Origin of the sequence: Actinomadura rudentiformis (genome assembly GCF_008923185.1) — a bacterium.
GTDB lineage: Bacteria > Actinomycetota > Actinomycetes > Streptosporangiales > Streptosporangiaceae > Spirillospora > Spirillospora rudentiformis.
This window is the reverse complement of the sequence record NZ_WBMT01000025.1, coordinates 96,948-117,592: the sequence shown is the minus strand read 5'-3', so window position 1 is coordinate 117,592 and position 20,645 is coordinate 96,948. Positions and strand designations below refer to the sequence as shown.

Here is a 20,645-nt window from a genome sequence, read left to right as displayed (position 1 = left end):
GTGCCCGCGCTCTGTATGAAGCACGGGCCTCCCGAAAGCCGATCCCGCCGTTCACCGATGAGGACTCCTCCCTGGGGATGGACGACGGGTACGCCATCCAGCGCGAGCTGATCTCCCTGCTGCTCGCCGACGGCGAAGAGATCATCGGCTACAAGTGCGGAGTGACCTCCGTGCCGATGCAGCGCATGCTCGGCGTGGACTCCCCTGACTACGGGCCGGTCCTCGCCTCGACGGTCTACCCCGACGCCGGGACGGTCCCCCTGGACCGATTCATCGCACCCAAGATCGAAGCCGAGATCGTCTTCGTTCTCGGCGGCCGCCTGGAGGGACCGGACGTCACCTACGCGCAGGCGCGCGCGGCCATCTCCGGCGTGCTGGCCGGGCTGGAGATCGTCGACTCCCGGATCGAGGACTGGCGGATCAAGCTCGCCGACACCGTCGCGGATCTCGCCTCCAACGGAGCCATGGCCGTCTCCCCGACCGCGGTGCCGTTCGCCGATCTGCCCGATCCACGGCTGGTCGGCATGGTGCTCACCCGCAACGGCGAACTGGTCGACACCGGCGCGGGCGCCGCCGCCCTCGGCGACCCGGTCGCCGTGGTGGCGTGGCTGGCGAACGTCCTCGGCCGCAACGGGATCGCGCTGGAACCCGGCCATCTGGTGATGACCGGGGCGCTGCACGCCGCCGTGCCGATGAACGCCGGCGACGTGTTCGTCGCCGAGTTCGACCGCCTCGGCTCCGTCTCCCTGCACGTCGCGGAGGCCCCGGAGCGAACCGAGGCATGACCGAATGCGAGAACTGAGAACCTTGGCATCGCACCTGCCTGCTCCCGGGAACGACGCCGGGCTGCGGCACCCGGGACGACTTCCCATGCACGCCCTGCGTCGCCTTCCCGAGATCGACCTCGACGGGCCATGGGACTTCCAGCTCCTCGACGCCCCCGACATGCCGATCGCGGATGCGTGGAAGACCGTGGACGTGCCAAGCCTGTGGACGATGCACGAGGACCGCGACCGGCCGCACTACACCAACGTCGTCATGCCCTTCGACGAGATCCCACCGCACGTCCCCTCGCACAACCCCACCGGGGTGTACCGCCGCACGGTCGAGTTCTCGCCGCCCCCTGACCGCCGGGTCATCCTGCACGTAGGGGCCGCCGAAGGGCTGCTGCAGGTGTACGTCAACGGCCGACCGGCCGGCATGAGCTCAGACTCGCACCTGGCCGCCGAGTTCGACGTCACCGACCTCCTGCACGACGAGACGAGCACCTTCGAGCTGCGGCTGAGCAAATGGTCCGCCGCCACCTACCTGGAGGACCAGGACCAATGGTGGCAGGCGGGTCTCAGCCGTTCGGTCTTCTTGTACTCCGTCCCGCTGATCCGGCTCGCCGACCTCGACGTGGTCGCCGATTGGGACCCGGCCACCGCGCTGGGCAGCCTGCGGGTCACCGTCGCCACCGAGGGCTTGGCCGGCCTCGACGACACCGGCTGGCAGGTCCGGATCGAGACGCTCGGCCAGTCTTCAACGGCGCCCGTGGCTGCGCGGATACCACCGCAGACCCCGCCCGTGCTTCCGCAGGACCGCTCGACCCGGCATCAGCCGCTGATCCCGCCGGACACGATGGACCTGCTGAGCGAAACCGCTGCGGGCATGGCCCTCCCCCCGGACAAGCGCGCGACCGGCGACGCCATCAGGAACCACCTGAGGCCCGCACAGCGGCCCGGCACCGCGACCTTCGCACTCAACGGCCTGGACGTGCCCCCGTGGACCGCGGAGACCCCGCATCTGGAAGACCTTCTCGTCCAATTGGTGTCTCCGGCCGGGGAGGTCGCCGACGAGACGCGCACCAGGATCGGCTACCGCCGGGTGCGGATCGAGGGACGGGATCTGCTCGTCAACGGCCGGCGGATCCTGATCCAAGGGGTCAACCGCCATGACGTCGACCCGCGCACCGGACGCGTGCTCTCCCCCGAGACGATGCTCGCCGAACTCAGCCTCCTGAAGAGGTTCAACGTCAACGCCGTTCGCACCTCGCACTACCCCAACGACCCGGTGTTCCTGGATCTCTGCGACGAGATCGGTTTCTATGTGGTGGACGAGGCCGACATCGAAGGGCACGCGTTTCTCACCACGCTGCCCGCCGATCCCCGGTACCTGCCCGAGTTCGTCGAACGCGTCTCGCGGATGGTGCTGCGCGACCGCAACCACCCCTCGGTGATCATCTGGTCGCTCGGCAACGAGACCGGTTACGGTCCCGGCCACGATGCCGCCGCCGCCTGGATCCGAGCGGCCGACCCCACCCGGCCGTTGCACTACGAGGGCGCCATCACCATCGACTGGCATACGGGGCACGCCGCCACCGACATCGTGTGCCCGATGTACCCGTCATTCGCGAGCATCGAGGCGTACGCGGCCGATCCTCGCGGCGACCGGCCTCTGATCATGTGCGAGTACGCGTACAGTCAGGGCAACTCGACAGGAGGCCTGGCCTACTACTGGGCATTGATCGAAACGCTGCCCGGGCTGCAGGGCGGCTTCATCTGGCAGTTCAAGGATCACGCGCTCGATCCGGACGGGGATGGCGCCTACCGTTACGGCGGAGACTTCGGCGACCAGCCGAACGACGGGGTGACCGTGCTCAACGGTCTGGTGTTCCCCGACCTCACGCCCAAGCCCGCCCTCTACGAGGCCCGCGGGCTGTTCAGCCCGGTACGGGTCTCGGCAACCGCGGAGGAAGTCCGCTCTGGTGCGTTCACCCTGCGCAACCGGCAGACCTTTTCCGACATCAGTGGTTACACCATGGAACTGCGCGTCGAAACCGATAGCCGCCCTCACGACCCGGTCACCATCCCCACGCCCGACCTCGCACCAGGGAGCGAGACCGCCGTCGACATCCCCGCGTCCCTCCGTGAACAACTCGCGGATGGCTCGGCCCTGGCACTGACCGTCACGATCCGCACGCGGTACTCGACGATGTGGGCACAGGCCGGCACGGAGGTCGCCATCGAGCAGGTGCGCCTGCCGCGGGCGCCGAAGCCCCTCACGTCGTCGCCGCATCACGTGGCCGGGGTTCCGAGCGACGGCGTCCTCACACATCCGCTGTTGCGCCGGGCACCGCGCCTTTCACTGTGGCGTGCCCTCACCGACAACGACGGCTCCTTCCCCCTGGACAACCGATTCGTGCGTACCGGCTTTTTCGAGTTGATCCCCGCGGACGTGCAGATGGACAAAACGGAGGGCATGGTCGTCGTCACCACCCGATACAAGACCGCTTTCGGCGACGAGGTCGTGCACCGGCGGACCATTACCGCGCTCGACGACGCCGACTGGGTTCTCCACGAGACCGTGGAGCTACCCGAAGTCGAGGAGACGCTCCGCGTGGGCATGGAATTCGAGCTCGGCGAGGGATTCGACCGCGTGCGCTGGACCGGTCTCGGACCTTGGGAGAACTATCCCGACCGGTGCGCCTCGGCCCTGCTAGGCACGTGGGAGAGCAGCATTGACGGCTTGGCCGTTCCTTACATCCTTCCGCAGGAGAACGGCACGCGCGGCGCGGTGACCGCGCTGGAGCTCAGCGGGCCGGCGGGCAAGGTGCGAACCCGGCACGCCGGTCCGCTGCACATGAACGTCAGCCGCTTTTCGGTCGCCGAGCTGGAGGCGGCCGCGCACTGGTGGGAACTGCCCCGCAACGCCACCACCATCGTCCATCTTGACGTGGCGCATCGCGGAGTCGGCACCGGCGCTCTGGGTCCGGACACCCGCCCGTGGCACAGGCTCTCGTGCCGTCATTACGACTGGGAGTGGCGACTGACGATCGAGCGCTAAGCCAGTCGCTCAAGAACAAGGAATCGCATTCATGACTTCACAAGCATCTGAACTGACGCTCGACGAGAAGACCTCGCTGCTGAGCGTGACGTAGACGTCCTGACGGCCGAGGAAAGCACAACCTGCGTGGGGACGCCGTCAGACCGACAGTTGCTCGGACGGGTAAGCGACGCCCAGCGCGGCCCTGGCGGTATCCAGCACCTCGAGGATGTCGATGGTCTCGGTGTGCGGGATCAGCGGGCTTTCGAGAAGACCCTCGCGGAGGCAGCGCTCCACCTCGACGATCTCCGGGCCGTAGCCCCAGCCCTGGCCCGCCAGCGGATCCGCGAAATCGGTGCGCCCGTCCGGGCCGTGCAGGGTCATGGACCACGGGCGGCAGACACCCTCCAGCGTGATCGAACCGGTGGATCCGAGGATCGCCGCTTGGTCGGGTGCGGCGGTGGAGACCGAGCACCACAGGTGGGCACGCGGAACGCCGCCGTAGCTCCATTCCATGGCGACGGTGTCGTCGGCGCCTGTAGCAGCCAGTTCGCCCGAGGCGGTGACCACTTCAGGGCGGCCGAGCAGCAGGTAGGCGAAGGTCGCCGGATAGATGCCCAGGTCCAGCAGGGCGCCGCCGCCGTTGGCGATGTCGTAGAGGCGGTGGGCCGGGTCGAACGGGAGGCCCGCGCCGAACTCGGCACGCACCCACCGCGGTTCGCCGATCGCGCCGTCGGCCACGAGCGCGGCGGCCTTGCGGATCAGCGGGTTCAGCCGCATCCACATGGCCTCCATGGCGAAGACTCCGGCGGCGCGGGCGGCGTCGAAGACCTCCCGGGCGTCGGCGGCGTTCAGGCACACCGGCTTCTCGATCAGCACCGCCTTGCCCGCCTGGATGGCCAGCAGGGCCTGCTCGCGATGGTAGGGATGCGTCGTGGCGACATAGACGACATCCACGTCGTCGTCGGCGAGAAGCTCAGCGTAGCTGCCGTAACTGCGGGCGGCGCCGTACCGGGCGGCGAATGCCTCGGCCCGTCCCGCGTCTCGCGCGGCGACGGCGGTGACGACACTGCCCGTGCTCAGCGCGATGTCATGGCACACCGACCCGGCGATACCCCCCGCACCCAGAATTCCCCAGCGAATCACGAACGCCCCTTGGCTCGTCTTGATCAACATGGCTGCGGCCCGCAGCCTGTCACTTGGCTGTGCGGAAAGACCAGCGTTTCCCGCTAAGCGGGAGGCGGGGGTGGTTGGGGTGTGGCGCAGGTCATAGAACCGGCACAAGCGTTAGCGCACCGATCGTGACCACTGCAGCCCGCCTGCAGCAACTTCGAGACCGCCCGCGCCACCCTCAACTCCTACGATCCCGCCCGCGTCTTCAGCAACACCTTCCTCGACATACTGCTTCCCTGACCATCATCTGGACTACGAGCGGTCAGAGCGGTCATCGGGCTGTGACAGGAGGCGAAGGGCCGCTCGATACCCGAACACCATGCCTGAGCCGAGCGGGGTGCCGGGACCGGGATAGACGTGGCCCGCGACGGACGCCGCCGCATTGCCCACAGCGAACAGGCCGGGAATGGGGTCGCCCGCGGTGTCGAGGGCGCGCCCGTCGCCGTCGGTCCGCACGCCGCCCTTGGTACCCAGGTCACCGAGGACGATCTGGACGGCGTGGAACGGTGCCCGCTCGACGGGGACCAGACACGGGTTCGGCCCCTCACCGGTGCCGAAGAATCGGTCGAACGGGTCTTTCCCCCGCTGGAAATCCTCGTCCACGCCCGTGGTGGCGAATCCGTTGAACCTCGCGATCGTCTTGTCCAGGGCGTCGACCGGAACGTCGATCAGCTCGGCGAGTTCCGGCAAGGTGGCCGCGCTGCGCCAGAGCCCGGCCCGGCGGAAAGCGTCCGGGTCCGGGACAGGCTGGGTAACCGCCGGCAGGTTGTCGAACCGGTCGTCGAAGACGAGCCAGGCGGGGACGTGGGTGATCCCGGTGGCCTGTCCCTCGTGCATCGCGTGGCCGAGGCGGTCGTAGGGCAGGGACTCGTTGGCGAACCGCTCGCCCGCCGCGTTGACGAGAACGCCACCGCGCAGGCCGAGCGTGAAGGCGGCATGGCCGTTGGGGAACAGGGTGGCCGGGCACCACCATGCCTCGTCCATGAGGTCGATCGCGGCGCCGACCTCGAGTGCCGCGGCCAAGGCGTCACCGGTGTTGGAATCCGGCGCGGAGGACGTCCAGGACGCCCCGGGCAGCCCGTGATGGCGCTGCCGCAACGTGTCGTCGCACTCGTAGCCTCCTGCGGCGAGGACGACCCCGCGCTCGGCCAGCAGCCGGAAGGTCTTCCCGCCCGTCTCGGCGACGACACCTGCAGCCCTGCCGTCCCGGACGATCGCTGACCGCATACGAACGCCGGTGCGCAGCTCGGCCAGGCCTGTCGCGTCCAACGCGAGCAGGAGCCGCGCGACGAGAGCCTGCCCGCCGACGAGGGTCTCGCGATCCTGGTCGACCCCGTACTGGTCGACGCCGATCGGCGGTCGCAGCACCGCGCGCCTGCCCGCGAGCCGGACGGCGGACAGCGGCTCGGGGAAGATCGCCCGGCCGCCGTCGATCCGGCCGGGCGCGTCGTAGTAGTCGGGAAACGGCTGGTGGGTGAAGGCCACGGACGGGTCGCGTTCGAGGAACTCCACCAACTCCGGCCCGGTCGACACGTAGGCCTTCTGAAGGTCAGCGGGGGTACGGTCGCCGACGACCGCCGAGAAGTACTCAAGTCCCTGTTCGACGGTGTCGGCGACCCCGGCGCGCAGCAGCGCCGGATTGCCCGGCAGCCAGATGGCGGCGCCGGAGTATGCGCTGGTGCCGCCGACATGGTCGGTCTTCTCCAGCACGACGGTCCGCAAGCCGCCGGCGGCGGCCGTGTAGGCGGCGGTCAAGGCGGCCGCGCCCGACCCGACGACGATGACGTCCGCCGTCTCGTCGGGGCGCTCACTCGTTGTGGCCATCAGTTCTCTCCTCAGGTCATCTCTCAGTGCGCTGCGCTCTGGGTCACGGACGTGCCTCTCTGGGCAGGCCGAGCACCCGCTCGGCGAGGATGTTGCGCTGGATCTCGTTCGAACCGCCGTAGATGGTGTCGGCGCGGGTGTACAGGAACAGGCGCTGCAGATCGTCCAGCTCGTAGGGTTCCGCCACGACGAGTGCGGACGCGCCGGCCACCTGCATGGCCAGTTCACCGAGCGAGCGGTGCCAGGTCGCCCACACCAGCTTGGCCACGGACGCGGCACCCATGGCGCCGGTCTCACCGGGCGATCCGGCCAGGGTGCGCAGCGCGTGCAGCCGGAGCAGGTCCAAGCCCATGTGAGCGTGCGCGATCCGGTCCTGGATCACCGGGTCGTCGATCGCGCCGTTCCGCCGGGCGAGCGTGACGACCGCTGCGAGTTCGCGGGCGAAGGCGACCTGCTGGCCGATGGTGGAGATGCCGCGCTCGAAGCCGAGGGTGGCCATGGCGACCTTCCAGCCGTCGCCCGGCTCCCCGACGACGAGTGACGTCTCGGTGCGGGCGCCGTCGAAGAAGACCTCATTGAACTCGGACGTGCCCGTGAGCTGGGTGATCGGCCGGACCGTGACGCCCTCCTGGCGCATCGGCACCAGCAGATAGGACAGCCCGTCGTGGCGACGGGAGCCGGGGGTCGTCCGGGCGACCACGAAGCACCAGTCCGCCTGGTGAGCCAGGGACGTCCAGATTTTCTGACCGTCGACGACCCAGCCGTCGCCGTCGTTGACCGCCCGGGTGGCGACGGCGGCCAGATCCGAACCGGCGTTTGGTTCTGAATAGCCCTGGCACCACAGCTCCTCCACCGCTCTGATCTTCGGCAGGAAACGCTCACGCTGGGCGTCGCTACCGAAGGCGATGAGGGTGGGCCCAAGCAGTTCCTCGCCCAGATGGTTGACCCTGGCCGGAGCTTCGGCGCGAGCGTACTCCTCGTGGAAGACGACCTGCCGGAGCAGGCTCAGGCCGCGTCCGCCGTGCTCAGGCGGCCATCCAAGGGCAGTCCAGCCGTGCGCGCCCAAATGCCGGTCCCAGGCCAGCCGTTCCTCGAAGGCCTCGTGCTCGCGTCCCGGACCGCCCAGCCCGCGCAACCCGGCGAAGTCATCGGACAGATAGGTCTCCAGCCAGTCGCGCGCTTCACGGCGGAAGCGCTCGTCCTCCGCGGAGTACCTCAAATCCATGCGCTACGCTCCTACTGGATGGCCTACCAAACAAATGTTTGGTATATGCGGCTTCCGGGCGGTGCCGCAACCCCCATGTCCGCTCAGAGGGAGAAACAGCATGAGCACCGAGTCAGCCGCGGCTGAAACCCTCAACCCCGCGCAGTCGGCCCAAGAGGTCGTCCTCTACGAGAAGCGCGGGCCCGTCGCCGTAGTCACGCTGAACCGGCCGCAGTACCGCAACGCGCAGAACTCCAAGGTCACCTACGCCCTTGACGCCGCCTTCGTGCGCGCCGTCGACGACAACGATGTGAAGGTCATCGTGCTCACCGGTGCCGGCGAGCACTTCTGCGCGGGCCACGACATCGGAACGCCTGGACGCGACATCGACGAGTCGTTCGAACGCAAGGCCGTCATCTGGTGGGACCACACCGACCGGCAGGGCGTGGACCGGCGGCTCGCCCGTGAGGCCGAGGTGTACCTCGGCATGTGCCGGCGCTGGCGGGAGATCCCCAAGCCGATGATCGCCATGGTGCAGGGCGCCTGCATCGCGGGCGGCCTCATGCTCGCCTGGTCGTGTGACTTCATCGTCGCCTCCGAGGACGCGTTCTTCTCCGATCCCGTGGTCCGGATGGGCATCCCCGGAGTCGAGTTCTTCGCCCACCCCTGGGTGATGAACCCGCGCGCCGCCAAGGAGTTCCTGTACACCGGCGACCGGTTCGACGCGGGGCGCGCACACGCCCTCGGCATGGTCAACCACGTCGTCCCACACGCCGATCTGGAGTCGACGACCCTGGCGATGGCCGCGCGGATCGCCGACATGCCCCCGTTCGGACTGGCGCTGGCCAAGAAGGCGATCAACCAGGCCGAGGACCTCCAAGGCATGCGTGCCGGGATGGATTCGGTGTTCGGGCTGCACCACGCCGCCCATGCCCACAACGCCGAGGTGAGCGCCGACTCCCTCGCCGGGATGGACGCCCGGCGCATGCGCGATGCCGGGGCGGCCCGGTGAATCTCGACCTCGACGAGCGCGTCCGCGCATTCCGTGACGAGGCGCGCGCCTGGCTGCGCGAGAACGTGCCCGCCGAGCCACTGCCGCATATGGACACCGCCGAGGGGTTCGAGGCCCACCGGGAATGGGAGATGACGCTCGCCGCCGACCGCTGGTCCGTGGTGTCGTGGCCGACCGCCTTCCTCGGCCGGGACGCCTCGCTCCTCGAATGGGTGCTGTTCGAGGAGGAGTACTACCGCGCCGGTGCCCCGTCCCGTGTGGCGCAGAACGGCATCTCGCTGCTGGCTCCGATCCTGTTCGAGCACGGAACGCCCGAACAGCAGGAGCGCTACCTGCGGCCCATGGCCGATGGCAGCGAGATCTGGGCCCAGGCCTGGTCCGAGCCGGAGGCCGGAAGCGACCTGGCGTCCTTGCGCGCGACCGCCGTCCGTGACGATGCCCGTGGCGGCTGGATCCTCAACGGCCAGAAGACCTGGAGCTCGCGGGCCGCGTTCGCCCATCGCGGATTCGGGCTCTTCCGGTCCGATCCCGAGGCCGAGCGCCATCGCGGGCTCACCTACTTCCTGTTCTCCCTCCGCGCGCCCGGCATCACCATCCGGCCGATCACCAAACTCGACGGCCACCCCGGCTTCGCCGAGATCTTCTTCGAGGACGTCTTCGTTCCCGACGCCGATGTCCTCGGCACGCCCGGCGACGGCTGGCGAGTCGCGATGAGCACCGCGGGCAACGAGCGTGGCCTGTCGCTGCGCTCCCCTGGCCGCTTCTGCGCCGCAGCCGACCGTCTCGTCGAGCTGTGGAGCGCCGTCCCGGACGCACCCGCCGGGCTCGGCGACCGCGTCGCCGATGCCTGGATCGCCGCTCAGGCCTACCGCCTGTACACCTTCGGCGCCGTCACCCGGATCGCGGAGGGCGGTGCGATCGGCGCCGACGGCAGCGCCAACAAGATCTTCTGGTCGGAGCTGGACGTCCGTCTGCACGAGACGGCACTCGACCTGCTCGGGCCGGAGGCCGAACTCCGCGAGAGCGCGTGGATGGACGGTTACCTGTTCGCCCTCTCGGGCCCCATCTACGCCGGGACGAACGAGATCCAGCGCAACATCGTGGCCGAACGGCTGCTCGGCCTTCCCAGGGGGCGATGATGAGGTTCGCACCGACCGATGAGCAGCGGGACTTCGCCAGGGCGCTCGACGATCTGCTGGGCGTGGCCGCCGTTCCGCACATAGCACGGCTCTGGGCCGAGGGCCACCACGCGGCCGGGCTTCACCTATGGCGCCGCCTCGCCGGCCTGGGCGTGACCGCGCTGGCCGTACCGGAGGAGCACGGCGGGCTGGACGCCGCGCCCGCAGACCTCGTCGTCGCTTTCGAGGCTCTCGGGCGGTATCCGGTTCCCGGACCCGCGATCGAATCAGTCGTTCTCGCCCCCACGCTGCTCGCGGCCGTCCCGGACGGACCGGCCCCCGAAGACCTCGCTGAGGGAAAGATCCTCGTAACGGTCGCCGCGCCTCCGATGACGCCCTACGCGCTGGACGCCGACATGACCGACGCGGTGCTGTTGCTGGAGGGCACGACGCTGCGTGCCGCCACCCCCGGCCGACGACTCGAGTCAGTAGACAGGTCGCGGCGGCTTTTCGAGACGGTACCCGGGCCGACCCTCGTGCGGCTCGAACCCGACACGGTCGCCACGGCCCTCGCTACTGCCGCGCTCACCTGTGCGGCTCAACTCCTCGGTGCCGGGGAACACGCGTTGGCCGTGACGGTGGAATATGTGAAATCGCGACGCCAGTTCGGCCGCGTGATCGGTGAATACCAAGCGATCAAGCACCTGCTCGCCGACGTCCGGGTGGCCCTCGACTTCGCGCGGCCCCTCGTCCACGGCGCCGCCGTGTCCCTGGGCGCGGGCAGCACGGATGCGAGGCGTGATGTCGCGGCGGCGAAGGTCTCCGCCTCCGAGGCGGCCTACCGCGCTTCCCGTGCCGCGCTTCAGGCGCACGGGGCGATCGGCTACACCGAAGAGTACGACCTCAGCCTGTGGATCACCAAGATCCGCGCCCTGGTCTCCGCTTGGGGAACCCCCGCCCATCACCGAGCCGAGCTCCTGGCCGCGCTGACCACCGGCCGCCCCACTCACGCCTCCGACCTTTGAGGAGCACCTGAATGTTCTTCGCGCCGAGCGACGAGCAGTCCGAGCTCGCCGTCACAGTCCGCAACCTGCTCGAACGGCGCGCGGACAGTGCGGCCGTCCGCCGGGCCGCCGCCTCCCCCACCGGCTATGACCCGGCCTTGTGGCGGACCCTCTGCGAGCAGATCGGCGCGGCGGCCCTCGCGGTGCCCGAGGAGTACGGCGGGGCCGGGTTCACTCTCATGGAGACCCACATCGTCCTGGAATGCCTCGGCTACGCTCTCGCCCCGTCGCCGATGCTCGGCTCGGCGGTCCTCGCCGCTCAGGCCCTTCTGCGTTCCGGGAACGCCGAGGTCTGCGCCAGGCTCCTTCCGGACCTCGCCGCAGGCTCCACGACGACCGCGCTCGCTTGGGCCACCGCAGACGGCCGCTGGCCCACCGATCGGTCCGATGTGCGTGCCTACGAAGAGCCCGACGGTCGAGCCGCGCTGACCGGCACCGTCCATCTCGTTCTCGACGGTGCCACGGCCGACACTTTGGTCGTCGTGGCCGAGCGGTCAGACGGTCTCTGCCTGTACGAGGTCGACCCTTCAGCCGAGGGCGTCCTGCGCGCACGGACACCGGGGCTGGACCCGACCCTGCGGTTCGCCCGGGTCGACCTGCGCTCGGCTCGCGCCAGTCTGATCATGGCGGACGCCTCTGAGCTGCTCGCCAGCCTCCATGACGTGGCCGCGGTGGCCGTGACCGCCCTCCAGCTCGGCACCGCCCGGCGCGCTCTGGACATGACGGTCCGCTACGCAGGGGAACGAGTGCAGTTCGGCCGGCCGATCGGCTCCTTCCAGACGCTCAAGCACCGCATGGCCGACATGCACGTCGCCGTCGAGACCTCCCGTACCCTGTCCTGGGCCGCCGCCTGGTCCGCCGCCACCGGTTCGCCGGACCTGTCCTCCCGTGCGTCCACCGCCAAAGCCTGGTGCTCCGACGCACTTTCAGACGTCGCCTCCGAGACCATCCAGCTCCACGGCGGCATAGCCATCACGTGGGAGCACGACGCTCACCTAGTCTTCAAACGCGCGCACGCCACCGCGCAGTTGTTCGGCCAGCCCCACGAGCACCGGCGCCGGTACTTCACTGAGCTCGCCGGGACACCGGCCTGACCGAGCAGCCGTCAGCCGGTCAGAGTCACCAGGCCGAGCCGCTGGCCGGCCGTGTTCGGGCTCACGGTCGCTCCAGGAAGTCGTAGAACCCGGGCGTGCGGTCCTCGCGCAGCCGGGAAAGGTTCCGGTAGCTGATCAGCCAACGGTCCCCCACCTGGCGATACTCCTCGTGATAGTGGCCGTACCCGTGAAGATGTTCCTCGCGATCACCATTCGTCCACCACAAATGGTCCTCCATGGCCCAAACGCCGCGTGCGGTCGTATCGGATGTCAGCTCGATGATGGGCGCGTGGCCGTGGTGGACGGTGGTGAGAGGAATCGGCCCGTCGAGCAGGCCACGGATCGTGGCGGTGAGTTCGTTCTTCCCGGTCACGCGCCTGCGTTCTCCATCGGAAGAAGGTCGTTTCTCCGGAGGGAGGACGCCGAACGTCTCACTGACGACGTCATCGGTGTGAAGGGTGGGGTAGATCTCCCATTCCTTGGAATCCATGCAGCGGAGCCGCTCTGCGAAGACCGTCTTGATCTCCTCGATCGCCAGCAGCCTGTCGACGGCGCTCAGCGTGATCGCTGTGCCGAGTTCATTTCCTGTCATGGTTCTCCTCAGCCGCACCTGGGGGTGGGACTCGCCGACCTGGTGTCAGCTGCCGATCAGGCGCCTAACACCGTCGGCATGGCCCTCGACGATCTGGGCGCGCGACATACCGCTGTGGGCCCGCGCGATCTGCAGGTTCCCTCCTGCCACCCACACCGGCCCGTCGGCCAGGTGCTCAAGCCCCTCCCTGGCGATGTCCTCGGGCTCCGCGATGTTGAGGCCGGGCAGGTCGAGCCGCAGGCCGACCCGCTCCATCGCCGGGGTCCGCGTGATGCCCAGCACGAGGGTGAGGACGTGCACTCCATACGGTTTGAGTTCCAGCCACAGCCCTTCGGCGAAGATCCGGCTGAACGCCTTGGACGCCGCGTACACGCTCAGGGTCTCCTGACCGACGTAGCCGGCCAGGGAGCCCAGCAGCATGATCCCGCCCTTGCCGCGCTTCTTCAGCCTGGCGCCGAAATGCTGGGACAGAAGCAGCAGACTGTCGACGTTCAGGCCGACGACCTCGTGGAACCTGGCCAGATCCCCTTCCACGAACTCGGCACCGTAGCTGCTGGCGCCCGCGTTGAAGATGAACAATCCGACCTCGACGTCATCGGATGCCTCGCGGATCGCCTCGAAGGTTCCGGGATCGAGCAGATCCGCCGCGACGGTCCGAACCTCGACGCCACGGGCCCGGGCGCGGTCGGCCGTCTCCTCCAGCGGTCCGGGCTTGCGGGCGATCAGGACGAGATTGATCCCAGCCCCTGCCAGTTCGTCGGCGAGCGCCGAGCCGACGCCTTCGGATCCGCCTGCCACGACGGCCCAGGGACCGTAGACCTCGCTGTCCAGCATGCCTGCTCCTCCTCGTTCGCCAGAGTGATCACCAGGTGATCTGCCGCTTGAGTCTCTGTGTCGAGGCAACGGCGTCCAAGGCGCGGTCCCGTTGAGCGGGAGGCACGAGGCCACTCCTCCGATCTGACGAGTACCTTCGCGGCGTCGTCGAGAGTTTCGAAGGGTGCTGGATGCGTGTAGGGATCATCAGCCCGGTGGTGACTCGTGTGCCCGGCGAGCACTCCGCATGGGAGGCATCAGCGGGTATCGAGCAGTTGGGGCGGATCGCTCGCGTAGCCGACGATCTCGGATTCGACCACCTGACCTGCAGCGAACACGTCGCCGTTCCAGCCGGGGTCGCTGCCGTGCGGGGAGGGATCTATTGGGACCCGCTCGCGACCTTCGGGTTCCTCGCCGCTTGCACCAGCCGCATCAGGCTCGCCACCCATGTTCTCGTGCTGGGCTACCACCACCCGCTCGAGATCGCCAAACGTTACGGCACGCTCGATCGGGTCTGCGGGGGCCGGCTCGTCCTCGGGCTCGGCGTCGGCAGCCTGCGCGAGGAGTTCGCGCTGCTGGGCGCTGATTTCGAGACGCGTGGGCAGCGGGCCGACGACGCTCTCGCGGCGCTGCGAGCCGCGATGTCGCAGCGTGAACCCGCCTACCACGGGGAGTTCTACGACTTCTCGGAGATCGTCGTTGATCCGCCCGCGGTTCAGCCGCGGGTACCCCTGTGGATCGGCGGTCGGACCCCGCGCTCGCTTCGCAGGGCCGTGCGACTCGGCGACGGCTGGGTGCCGTTCGGTCTCTCCTGCGACGAGCTGGCCGCAGTGCTGGCCGAAGCGGACATTCCCGACGGGTTCGAAGTCGTCCTGGCCGTCGGAGGGCCAATCGATCCGATCGGGGCTCCCGAGGCCGCCGAGCACAGGTTGCGACGCCTTGGCGCCGCGGGCGCGACCGTGGCCGACGTCCGCATCTCCGCGTCGTCGGCCACGCACTACTGCGAACAGCTCGAAGCACTGCACGCGCTGGCCCAGAAGATCCGCTGACGGGAGATCCCATGACCGACATCGAGGAGCGACTAGCCGGGTTGGAGGCCCGTCTCAACCGCCTCGAAGACGAGAAGGCCGTTGAACGGCTGATCTCCTCCTACGGGCCGCTGGTGGACAGCGGCAGCGCCGATGCGGTCGCCGGGCTGTGGGAACCCGGGGGCGTCTACGATGTCGAGGAACTGCTCATGGAAAGCCGTGACGCGATCGCTGCCATGGTCCGCTCGCAGGCACACCAGGAGTGGATCTCGGGCGGGTGCGCCCATGTCACCGCTCCGCCACACGTGACGGTCGCCGGCGATGAGGCCGTTGCCGTCGGCTACTCGCTCATGCTCCTGCGGACGCAGAACGGCTTCGAGGTCCGCCGCGCCACCGCCAACCGCTGGCAGTGCCGCAAGGGGCCTAACGGATGGCGGATCGTGAGACGAACCGCCCGTATCCTCGACGGCCGCCCCCAAGCACCGGCCCTGTTCGCCGACGGTGTCACCGCATGACGTCAGAGCGGGCCACCGGCCCTGAGAACCCCGTCATTCCCGGCTTCCACCCCGATCCGAGTGTGTGCCGGGTCGGCTCCGCGTACTTCCTGGCCACCTCGTCGTTCACCTACTTCCCAGGGGTTCCGATCTTCCGGTCGACCGACCTGGTCAGCTGGACTCAGATCGGCAACGCGCTGGACCGCCGCTCGCAACTGGACCTTTCCGCCACCCGGGGCTGGTCGTCGTTGGGTGTATACGCGCCGACGTTGCGCCACCACGCCGGCCGGTTCTGGCTCATCACCACCACCACGAGCTCGTCCGGCAAGCACAGCTTCTTCGTGACCACCGAGGACCCGGCCGGCCCGTGGTCGGAGCCGGTGCCCGTGGACATCGACGACATCGACCCGGACATCGCCTGGGACGACGCCGGCAACTGCTGGGTCACCTACGCGGGAATCAAGCAGTGCCGCATAGACGACACGACCGGCAAGATACTCGAAGGCCCCCACCCGACTTGGTCCGGGACCGGCCTGCAGTTCCCCGAGGCACCGCACCTGTTCCGCCGCGGCGACCAGTGGTATCTGCTCATCGCGGAAGGCGGCACCGAGCGCGGGCATTCGGTGTCCATCGCCCGGGGCCCGTCACCGCAGGGCCCCTGGGAAGGCTGCCCGGCGAATCCGATCCTGTCCCACCGCAGCACCGACCGGCCCGTCCAGAACACCGGTCACGCCGACATGGTGGAAGCCCCGGACGGCAGTTGGTGGATGGTGCTGCTGGGCGTGCGTCCCCGGGGCCTGACGCCTGGCTTCCACATGCTGGGCCGCGAGACGTTCCTGACCTCGGTCACCTGGGGTGACGACGGCTGGCCGACAGTGGGTCCGGTCGAGCTGAATCCCGCTTCCACACCTGCCGGGACCACCACGTCGACTGAGACTGCAGGTGGCCGTTCACTCCGCGACGACTTCGACGCAGCCGCCCTGCACCCGAGCTGGATCACAGTTCGCCGCCCCCTCGATAACGAACTCTCGCTCGCGAGGCGCCCAGGCTGGCTCACCCTGATCGGCACATCCGCCACCATGGACGATCCGGAACCCGTCTTCGTAGGCCGCCGCCAGCAGCATCACCGATGCCGAGCGCGTTCCCTGATCGACGCCGACGGGTGCGCCGAAGCGGGACTCAGCATCCGCATGGACGAATACAGCCACTACGAGGTGGCCGTACAGGAAGACCAGATCCTCGCGCGCGCGCGGATCGGGCCGCTGGCGTCCGTCGTCGCCCAAGCCCCCAAGCCTGACGGCCCGGTGATCCTGGGCATCGACACCGAAACCGAGTCGGCCCTAGGAAACCCCGACGAAATCGTCCTCGGTTACGAAGCCGCCGAGGGCTTCGTCGCGCTGGCCACGCTCGACGGGCGGTACCTGTCCACCGAGGTGGCCAGCGGCTTCACCGGCCGCGTGATCGGCATGTACGCCCACGAAGGCACCGCCGCCTTCGACTGGTTCAGCTACGAGGGGCTCACCTGACGCTTGGTTCCGTCCCATCCCCTGAGGAGACCCATGTCCCTTCACCTCGGCAAAAGGCGTTCTGCCTTGGCCGCGCTCACTCTGGCCAGTGCCCTGGTCTCGCTTCCCACCACAGTGTCGGCCTCGCCGTCCCCGCTCGGCCTGGGGTTCGAGCGTGGCTTCGCCGCTCCTCCCCTCGACGCCAGGCCCAAGACCCGCTACTGGTGGCCGTGCGCCGAGATCGACCCGAACTCGATCGACGCGGAGATCAAGCAGATCGCCGATCGCGGTTTCGGCTCGGTGGAGATCCAGTGCATGCTGGCCTTCGACCCCGTGAAGAACGGCTGGGGCAGTGCGTCCTTGACCGACCGGATGGAGCGTGCCGCGCAGGCCGGTCGCAAGTACGGCATCGACATCGACTTCACCGTCGGCCCTTCATGGCCGCTGGTGGTTCCTGGCCTCACCCCGGACAGTCCCGAGGCGGCGCAAGAACTCGCCTACGGAAGAAGCGTCGTCGCGGGCGGTACCGCCTACTCAGGGCCGGTGCCCGCCGCACCCGCGCCCACGGCCGGAGTGACCAAGCAGAAGCTGGTGGCCGTCCTCGCGGTCGAGTGCGCCGGATCCTGCACCATGGCCAAACCGGTCAAGCTCAAACGCGATTCGCTGGTCGACCTCACCGGCACCGTCCGCGATGCCTCCCTGTCCTGGACGGCTCCGAACGGCGGTGAGTGGCTGCTGCTCGGCTACTGGCAGCGCGGCACCGGCCAGGCGTCGGTCTCCCGGCAGTCGGTGTCCGGCTCACCCTCCTATGTGGTCGATCACTTCAGCACACGCGGAGCCACGGCCGCGACGCGCTACTGGGACGACCACGTCCTGTCACCACGGTTGCGCGACCTGGTCAAACGGACGGGCGGCGACCTTTTCGAGGACTCCCTCGAACTCGACGCGAACCTGCACTGGACCAGCGGCCTGCTCGATCGTTTCCAGGATCTGCGCGGATACTCTCTGCGAGAGAACCTGCCGGTGCTGTCCATCGACCGCATTCACCGCCAGTACACCTCCGCGACCCCCGCCGACACCCCCGACTTCGAGTTCGACGACGGCAGCGGCGCCCGCATCCGCGATGACTACTACCGCACGCTCACCGACCTCTACATCGGCGAGCACGTCGGACCTCTGAAGAAGTGGGCCAACGCGCTGGGCCTTCGGTACCGGGCACAGCCCTACGGCACGACCATCGACACAGCGCGGATCGACCTGTCGGTCGACGTGCCGGAGACCGAGTCGCTCGGTGCCCAGGACGACTACAGCGAGGAACCGTTCTTCTGGACGGCCGGCGGCGCCGTGCACCTGTCCGGCAAGAAGCTGTTCTCACTGGAGTGCTGCGCGGTCTATAACAGCGCCTACGCCCAGACCTGGCCGCAGATGCTGCGGCATTTCAACACCGCGTTCACTCACGGTGTCAACCAGATCGTCCTGCACGGTGTCGCCGCGGGGCATGTTCCAGGCATGGCCTGGCCGGGGTTCTCGCCTTTCACCATGCAGGGCGGCAACGGCTTCTCCGAGGCATGGGGTCCGCGCCAACCCACCTGGGACGACACCGGCAAGATCACCGGCTGGGTCTCGCGGATGCAGTACCTGCTCCGGCAGGGCCGCCCGTCAGTGGATCTTGCTGTCTATCGGCAGAGCTACGGCAGAGACGTTCGTATCCAGGACGGCGCCAAGGGCTTCACCCTCGACTATGTCGGTCCGACTGACCTGGCCCAGGTCAGCGTGCGCGACGGGCGTCTTGCCCCGGACGGCCCCGCCTATCGGGCACTGATCCTGGATCACCAGCCCACGATGCAGGTCGAAACGGCCCGCAAGCTCCTGGAGTTCACTCAGCGAGGTCTGCCGATCATCATCGTCGGCGAGCCGCCGGCACGCACGCCCGGCGCGAACCGGGCCGCAGCACAGGACGCCGAACTCGGCCGGATCATGCGGCTGCTGCTCGCCCGACCCTCGGTCCGCAGGATCGCCGGCCAGAACGAGCTCGCCCCTGCCCTGGCCGGGCTCAAGGTGCGCGCGGCGGCCGAGTCCAGCGTTCCAGGCCTGGTCACCGTCCGCCGCGCCCGTACCGGCGGAGACCTCTACTACGTCTACAACCCGACCGCCTCCCCCGTCTCCACTTCCCTCTCGCTGGAGGGAGCGGGCAGCCCCTACAAGCTCGACGCCTGGACCGGAAAGATCAGTCCGGTGGGGCAGTACCAGGCCGCCCGATCTCGGACGGTCGTACCGGTCGGCCTGGCCCCCGGCCAATCCACCGTCCTGGCGCTCGGTCGCGACATCTCCCGGCACGCCACAGCGACCACCGGCGGTGAGATCGTGTCCGACGGGAAGGGGATCCGGCTCCGCTCCTCCACAGCGGGTTCTTACACCGTCACTTTGGACAACGGTCGTCCGGTACAGGTGGATGTCCCGTCAGTGGGCGTGCCTCAGGAACTCGCCGAGTGGAAACTCACCGTCGATGACTGGCGGCAGGGCCCGGCCGGTGACCGGGAGACGGTCCGGCACGAACTCGGCCTTCACGGCCTCAAGCCCTGGAAGGAACTCCCCGGGCTCGCCGATGTCTCAGGAACCGGCGTCTACACCACGACGGCCACGCTCAGCGATCTCGACGGCGCCTACCTCGACCTCGGCGACGTCATCGATACCTTCCAGGTCACCGTCAACGGGCGTGTCCTGCCCGCTCCCGACCAGGTGGTCCGGCGGCTCGACCTCACGGGCTATGTGAGGCCGGGCTCGAACACGATCACAGTCCGGGTGGCGACCCCCCTCAGGAACCGGCTCCGGGTGACACCGGGGTTCCCGCTCCAGGCCGAACAGCCCCGCCAGTCCTACGGGCTCCTCGGCCCCGTCAAGATCATTCCTTACCGCGAGGTGCCGATCCAGGAGTAGACGACCGGCGAGGTGTCAGCGGCCGGGTTCCCGGCCGCTGACACCTCGCCGGGCCGGGACGGTCTCGGTGTCCGCGATGCTCCGTTCCAGCAGGTCGTTTGCTTGATGTCCCCTTGAAGGAGCGAAGTTCCGTGGGCGACAAGTCGATGTCCCTGGAGGACTTCGCGGCCACGATCGAATCGGGGATGACCGTCGGGATCGGCGGGTGGGGATCGCGCCGCAAGCCCATGGCGCTCGTCCGCGCGCTGCTGCGCACCGACGTCAAGGACCTCACGATCATCAGCCTGGGCGGGCCCGACGTCGGTCTGCTGTGCGACGCGGGCAAGGTGCGCAGGGTGGCGTACGGCTTCGTCTCCCTGGACAGCATCCCGCTCGATCCGCATTTCCGCGCCGCACGCGAAAGCGGATCGATCGAGATCTCCGAGTACGACGAGGGGATGTTCGTCGCAGGCCTGCGGGCGGCCGCACAGCGGATCTCGTTCCTGCCCACCCGGGCCGGCCTGGCCTCCGACGTCCTCACCATGAACCCGGATCTGCGCACCGTCGCCTCGCCCTACGACGACGAGGTCTACGTCGCCATGCCCGCACTGCGCATGGACGTCGCGCTGATCCACCTCAACCGCGCCGACGCAGCGGGCAATGGCCAGTACCTCGGGCCGGATCCCTACTTCGACGACCTTTACGCGATGGCCGCCGACCGCTGCTACCTCAGTTGCGAAGAGATCGTGCCGACCGAGCGGCTGCTGGACGACGCGCCATTCCAGTCTCTTCTGGTCAAGCGGATGTATGTGACCGGGGTCATCGAGACGCCGCGAGGAGCGCATTTCACCTCGTGCGTTCCCGACTACGACCGGGATGAGCGGTTCCAGCGCGAATACGCGGCGGCCGCCAAGGAGCCGGCGGCTTGGGAGTCCTTCGCTGAGACCTACCTGCGCGGCGACGAGGCACGCTACCAGTCCGCCGTCGATCAGAGGAGCAACTGA

17 protein-coding genes are annotated in these 20,645 nt (G+C 68.8%); 12 read left to right on the top strand and 5 right to left on the bottom strand.

Annotated features, from left to right (window positions below; all coding sequences use genetic code 11):
• Positions 1-77: 77 nt before the first annotated feature.
• Both F8566_RS41365 and F8566_RS41360 read left to right on the top strand, forming a co-directional pair.
• Positions 78-785 (top strand): 2-keto-4-pentenoate hydratase, encoded by a 708-nt coding sequence (locus tag F8566_RS41365; protein WP_225993987.1) that lies wholly within the window; start codon positions 78-80, stop codon positions 783-785.
• 85 nt (positions 786-870) lie between these two features.
• The gene (locus F8566_RS41360; RefSeq protein ID WP_225993986.1) at positions 871-3,825 is read left to right on the top strand and encodes a glycoside hydrolase family 2 TIM barrel-domain containing protein; all 2,955 of its coding nucleotides are present in this window, start codon (positions 871-873) and stop codon (positions 3,823-3,825) included.
• Positions 3,826-3,963: 138 nt separating this feature from the next.
• On the opposite strand, the gene F8566_RS41355 is transcribed toward F8566_RS41360, so the two are convergent.
• A complete protein-coding gene (locus F8566_RS41355; protein ID WP_151568366.1) occupies positions 3,964-4,980 on the bottom strand; it encodes a Gfo/Idh/MocA family protein in 1,017 nt (338 codons plus the stop codon).
• Positions 4,981-5,112: 132 nt separating this feature from the next.
• Here F8566_RS41355 and F8566_RS53180 point away from each other — a divergent pair, with 132 nt between their 5' ends.
• Positions 5,113-5,217 carry a cholesterol oxidase substrate-binding domain-containing protein gene (locus tag F8566_RS53180; RefSeq protein ID WP_151568489.1) on the top strand — a complete coding sequence of 35 codons (105 nt, stop codon included), beginning with the start codon at positions 5,113-5,115 and terminating at the stop codon, positions 5,215-5,217.
• 12 nt (positions 5,218-5,229) lie between these two features.
• On the opposite strand, the gene F8566_RS41345 is transcribed toward F8566_RS53180, so the two are convergent.
• Positions 5,230-6,801, bottom strand: a complete 1,572-nt coding sequence (locus F8566_RS41345) for an FAD-dependent oxidoreductase (RefSeq protein ID WP_151568364.1) — start codon at positions 6,799-6,801, stop codon at positions 5,230-5,232.
• 43 nt (positions 6,802-6,844) lie between these two features.
• Positions 6,845-8,026, bottom strand: coding sequence for an acyl-CoA dehydrogenase family protein (locus F8566_RS41340; RefSeq protein WP_151568362.1), 1,182 nt, complete (start codon positions 8,024-8,026; stop codon positions 6,845-6,847).
• A 100-nt stretch (positions 8,027-8,126) separates the two neighbouring features.
• Here F8566_RS41340 and F8566_RS41335 point away from each other — a divergent pair, with 100 nt between their 5' ends.
• From F8566_RS41335 to F8566_RS41320, 4 genes are read left to right on the top strand one after another with little or no spacing between them, the layout of a single operon-like run.
• Positions 8,127-9,017 (top strand): enoyl-CoA hydratase, encoded by an 891-nt coding sequence (locus F8566_RS41335; protein ID WP_151568360.1) that lies wholly within the window; start codon positions 8,127-8,129, stop codon positions 9,015-9,017.
• Entirely contained in the window at positions 9,014-10,156 is a 1,143-nt protein-coding gene (locus F8566_RS41330; RefSeq protein ID WP_151568358.1) for an acyl-CoA dehydrogenase family protein, read from the top strand. The genes F8566_RS41335 and F8566_RS41330 overlap by 4 nt, the downstream gene beginning before the upstream one ends.
• Positions 10,153-11,160 (top strand): acyl-CoA dehydrogenase family protein, encoded by a 1,008-nt coding sequence (locus F8566_RS41325; protein WP_225993985.1) that lies wholly within the window; start codon positions 10,153-10,155, stop codon positions 11,158-11,160. The genes F8566_RS41330 and F8566_RS41325 overlap by 4 nt, the downstream gene beginning before the upstream one ends.
• A gap of 11 nt (positions 11,161-11,171) precedes the next feature.
• Positions 11,172-12,293, top strand: a complete 1,122-nt coding sequence (locus F8566_RS41320; RefSeq protein ID WP_151568356.1) for an acyl-CoA dehydrogenase family protein — start codon at positions 11,172-11,174, stop codon at positions 12,291-12,293.
• Between the two features lie 61 nt (positions 12,294-12,354).
• Here the strand turns inward: F8566_RS41320 and F8566_RS41315 are convergent, their stop codons facing one another.
• Together F8566_RS41315 and F8566_RS41310 are read right to left on the bottom strand one after the other, a co-directional pair.
• On the bottom strand, positions 12,355-12,885 hold the full coding sequence (locus F8566_RS41315) for a nuclear transport factor 2 family protein (RefSeq protein WP_151568354.1): 531 nt from the start codon (positions 12,883-12,885) through the stop codon (positions 12,355-12,357).
• A 45-nt stretch (positions 12,886-12,930) separates the two neighbouring features.
• Complete coding sequence (locus F8566_RS41310; protein WP_151568351.1) at positions 12,931-13,719, bottom strand: SDR family NAD(P)-dependent oxidoreductase; 789 nt, start codon at positions 13,717-13,719, stop codon at positions 12,931-12,933.
• 170 nt (positions 13,720-13,889) lie between these two features.
• On the opposite strand from F8566_RS41310, the gene F8566_RS41305 reads away from it, so the two are divergent.
• The 5 genes from F8566_RS41305 (at position 13,890) to F8566_RS41285 (ending at position 20,645) form a co-directional block, all read left to right on the top strand.
• The gene (locus F8566_RS41305; RefSeq protein WP_151568349.1) at positions 13,890-14,747 is read left to right on the top strand and encodes an LLM class F420-dependent oxidoreductase; all 858 of its coding nucleotides are present in this window, start codon (positions 13,890-13,892) and stop codon (positions 14,745-14,747) included.
• An 11-nt stretch (positions 14,748-14,758) separates the two neighbouring features.
• Positions 14,759-15,241 (top strand): nuclear transport factor 2 family protein, encoded by a 483-nt coding sequence (locus tag F8566_RS41300; RefSeq protein ID WP_151568347.1) that lies wholly within the window; start codon positions 14,759-14,761, stop codon positions 15,239-15,241.
• Positions 15,238-16,746, top strand: a complete 1,509-nt coding sequence (locus F8566_RS41295; RefSeq protein WP_151568345.1) for a glycoside hydrolase family 43 protein — start codon at positions 15,238-15,240, stop codon at positions 16,744-16,746. The genes F8566_RS41300 and F8566_RS41295 overlap by 4 nt, the downstream gene beginning before the upstream one ends.
• Before the next feature lie 66 nt (positions 16,747-16,812).
• Complete coding sequence (locus F8566_RS41290; RefSeq protein WP_225993983.1) at positions 16,813-19,662, top strand: glycosyl hydrolase; 2,850 nt, start codon at positions 16,813-16,815, stop codon at positions 19,660-19,662.
• 146 nt (positions 19,663-19,808) lie between these two features.
• Complete coding sequence (locus F8566_RS41285) at positions 19,809-20,645, top strand: CoA transferase subunit A (RefSeq protein WP_151568485.1); 837 nt, start codon at positions 19,809-19,811, stop codon at positions 20,643-20,645.

Bases quoted from the DNA above. Each gene is read 5' to 3' on its own strand.
- F8566_RS41365 (WP_225993987.1), top strand. From the start codon at position 78: ATGGACGACGGGTACGCCATCCAGCGCGAGCTGATCTCCCTGCTGCTC.
- F8566_RS41360 (WP_225993986.1), top strand. From the start codon at position 871: ATGCACGCCCTGCGTCGCCTTCCCGAGATCGACCTCGACGGGCCATGG.
- F8566_RS41355 (WP_151568366.1), bottom strand. From the start codon at position 4,980: ATGTTGATCAAGACGAGCCAAGGGGCGTTCGTGATTCGCTGGGGAATT.
- F8566_RS41345 (WP_151568364.1), bottom strand. From the start codon at position 6,801: ATGGCCACAACGAGTGAGCGCCCCGACGAGACGGCGGACGTCATCGTC.
- F8566_RS41340 (WP_151568362.1), bottom strand. From the start codon at position 8,026: ATGGATTTGAGGTACTCCGCGGAGGACGAGCGCTTCCGCCGTGAAGCG.
- F8566_RS41335 (WP_151568360.1), top strand. From the start codon at position 8,127: ATGAGCACCGAGTCAGCCGCGGCTGAAACCCTCAACCCCGCGCAGTCG.
- F8566_RS41325 (WP_225993985.1), top strand. From the start codon at position 10,153: ATGATGAGGTTCGCACCGACCGATGAGCAGCGGGACTTCGCCAGGGCG.
- F8566_RS41320 (WP_151568356.1), top strand. From the start codon at position 11,172: ATGTTCTTCGCGCCGAGCGACGAGCAGTCCGAGCTCGCCGTCACAGTC.
- F8566_RS41315 (WP_151568354.1), bottom strand. From the start codon at position 12,885: ATGACAGGAAATGAACTCGGCACAGCGATCACGCTGAGCGCCGTCGAC.
- F8566_RS41310 (WP_151568351.1), bottom strand. From the start codon at position 13,719: ATGCTGGACAGCGAGGTCTACGGTCCCTGGGCCGTCGTGGCAGGCGGA.
- F8566_RS41305 (WP_151568349.1), top strand. From the start codon at position 13,890: ATGCGTGTAGGGATCATCAGCCCGGTGGTGACTCGTGTGCCCGGCGAG.
- F8566_RS41300 (WP_151568347.1), top strand. From the start codon at position 14,759: ATGACCGACATCGAGGAGCGACTAGCCGGGTTGGAGGCCCGTCTCAAC.
- F8566_RS41295 (WP_151568345.1), top strand. From the start codon at position 15,238: ATGACGTCAGAGCGGGCCACCGGCCCTGAGAACCCCGTCATTCCCGGC.
- F8566_RS41285 (WP_151568485.1), top strand. From the start codon at position 19,809: ATGTCCCTGGAGGACTTCGCGGCCACGATCGAATCGGGGATGACCGTC.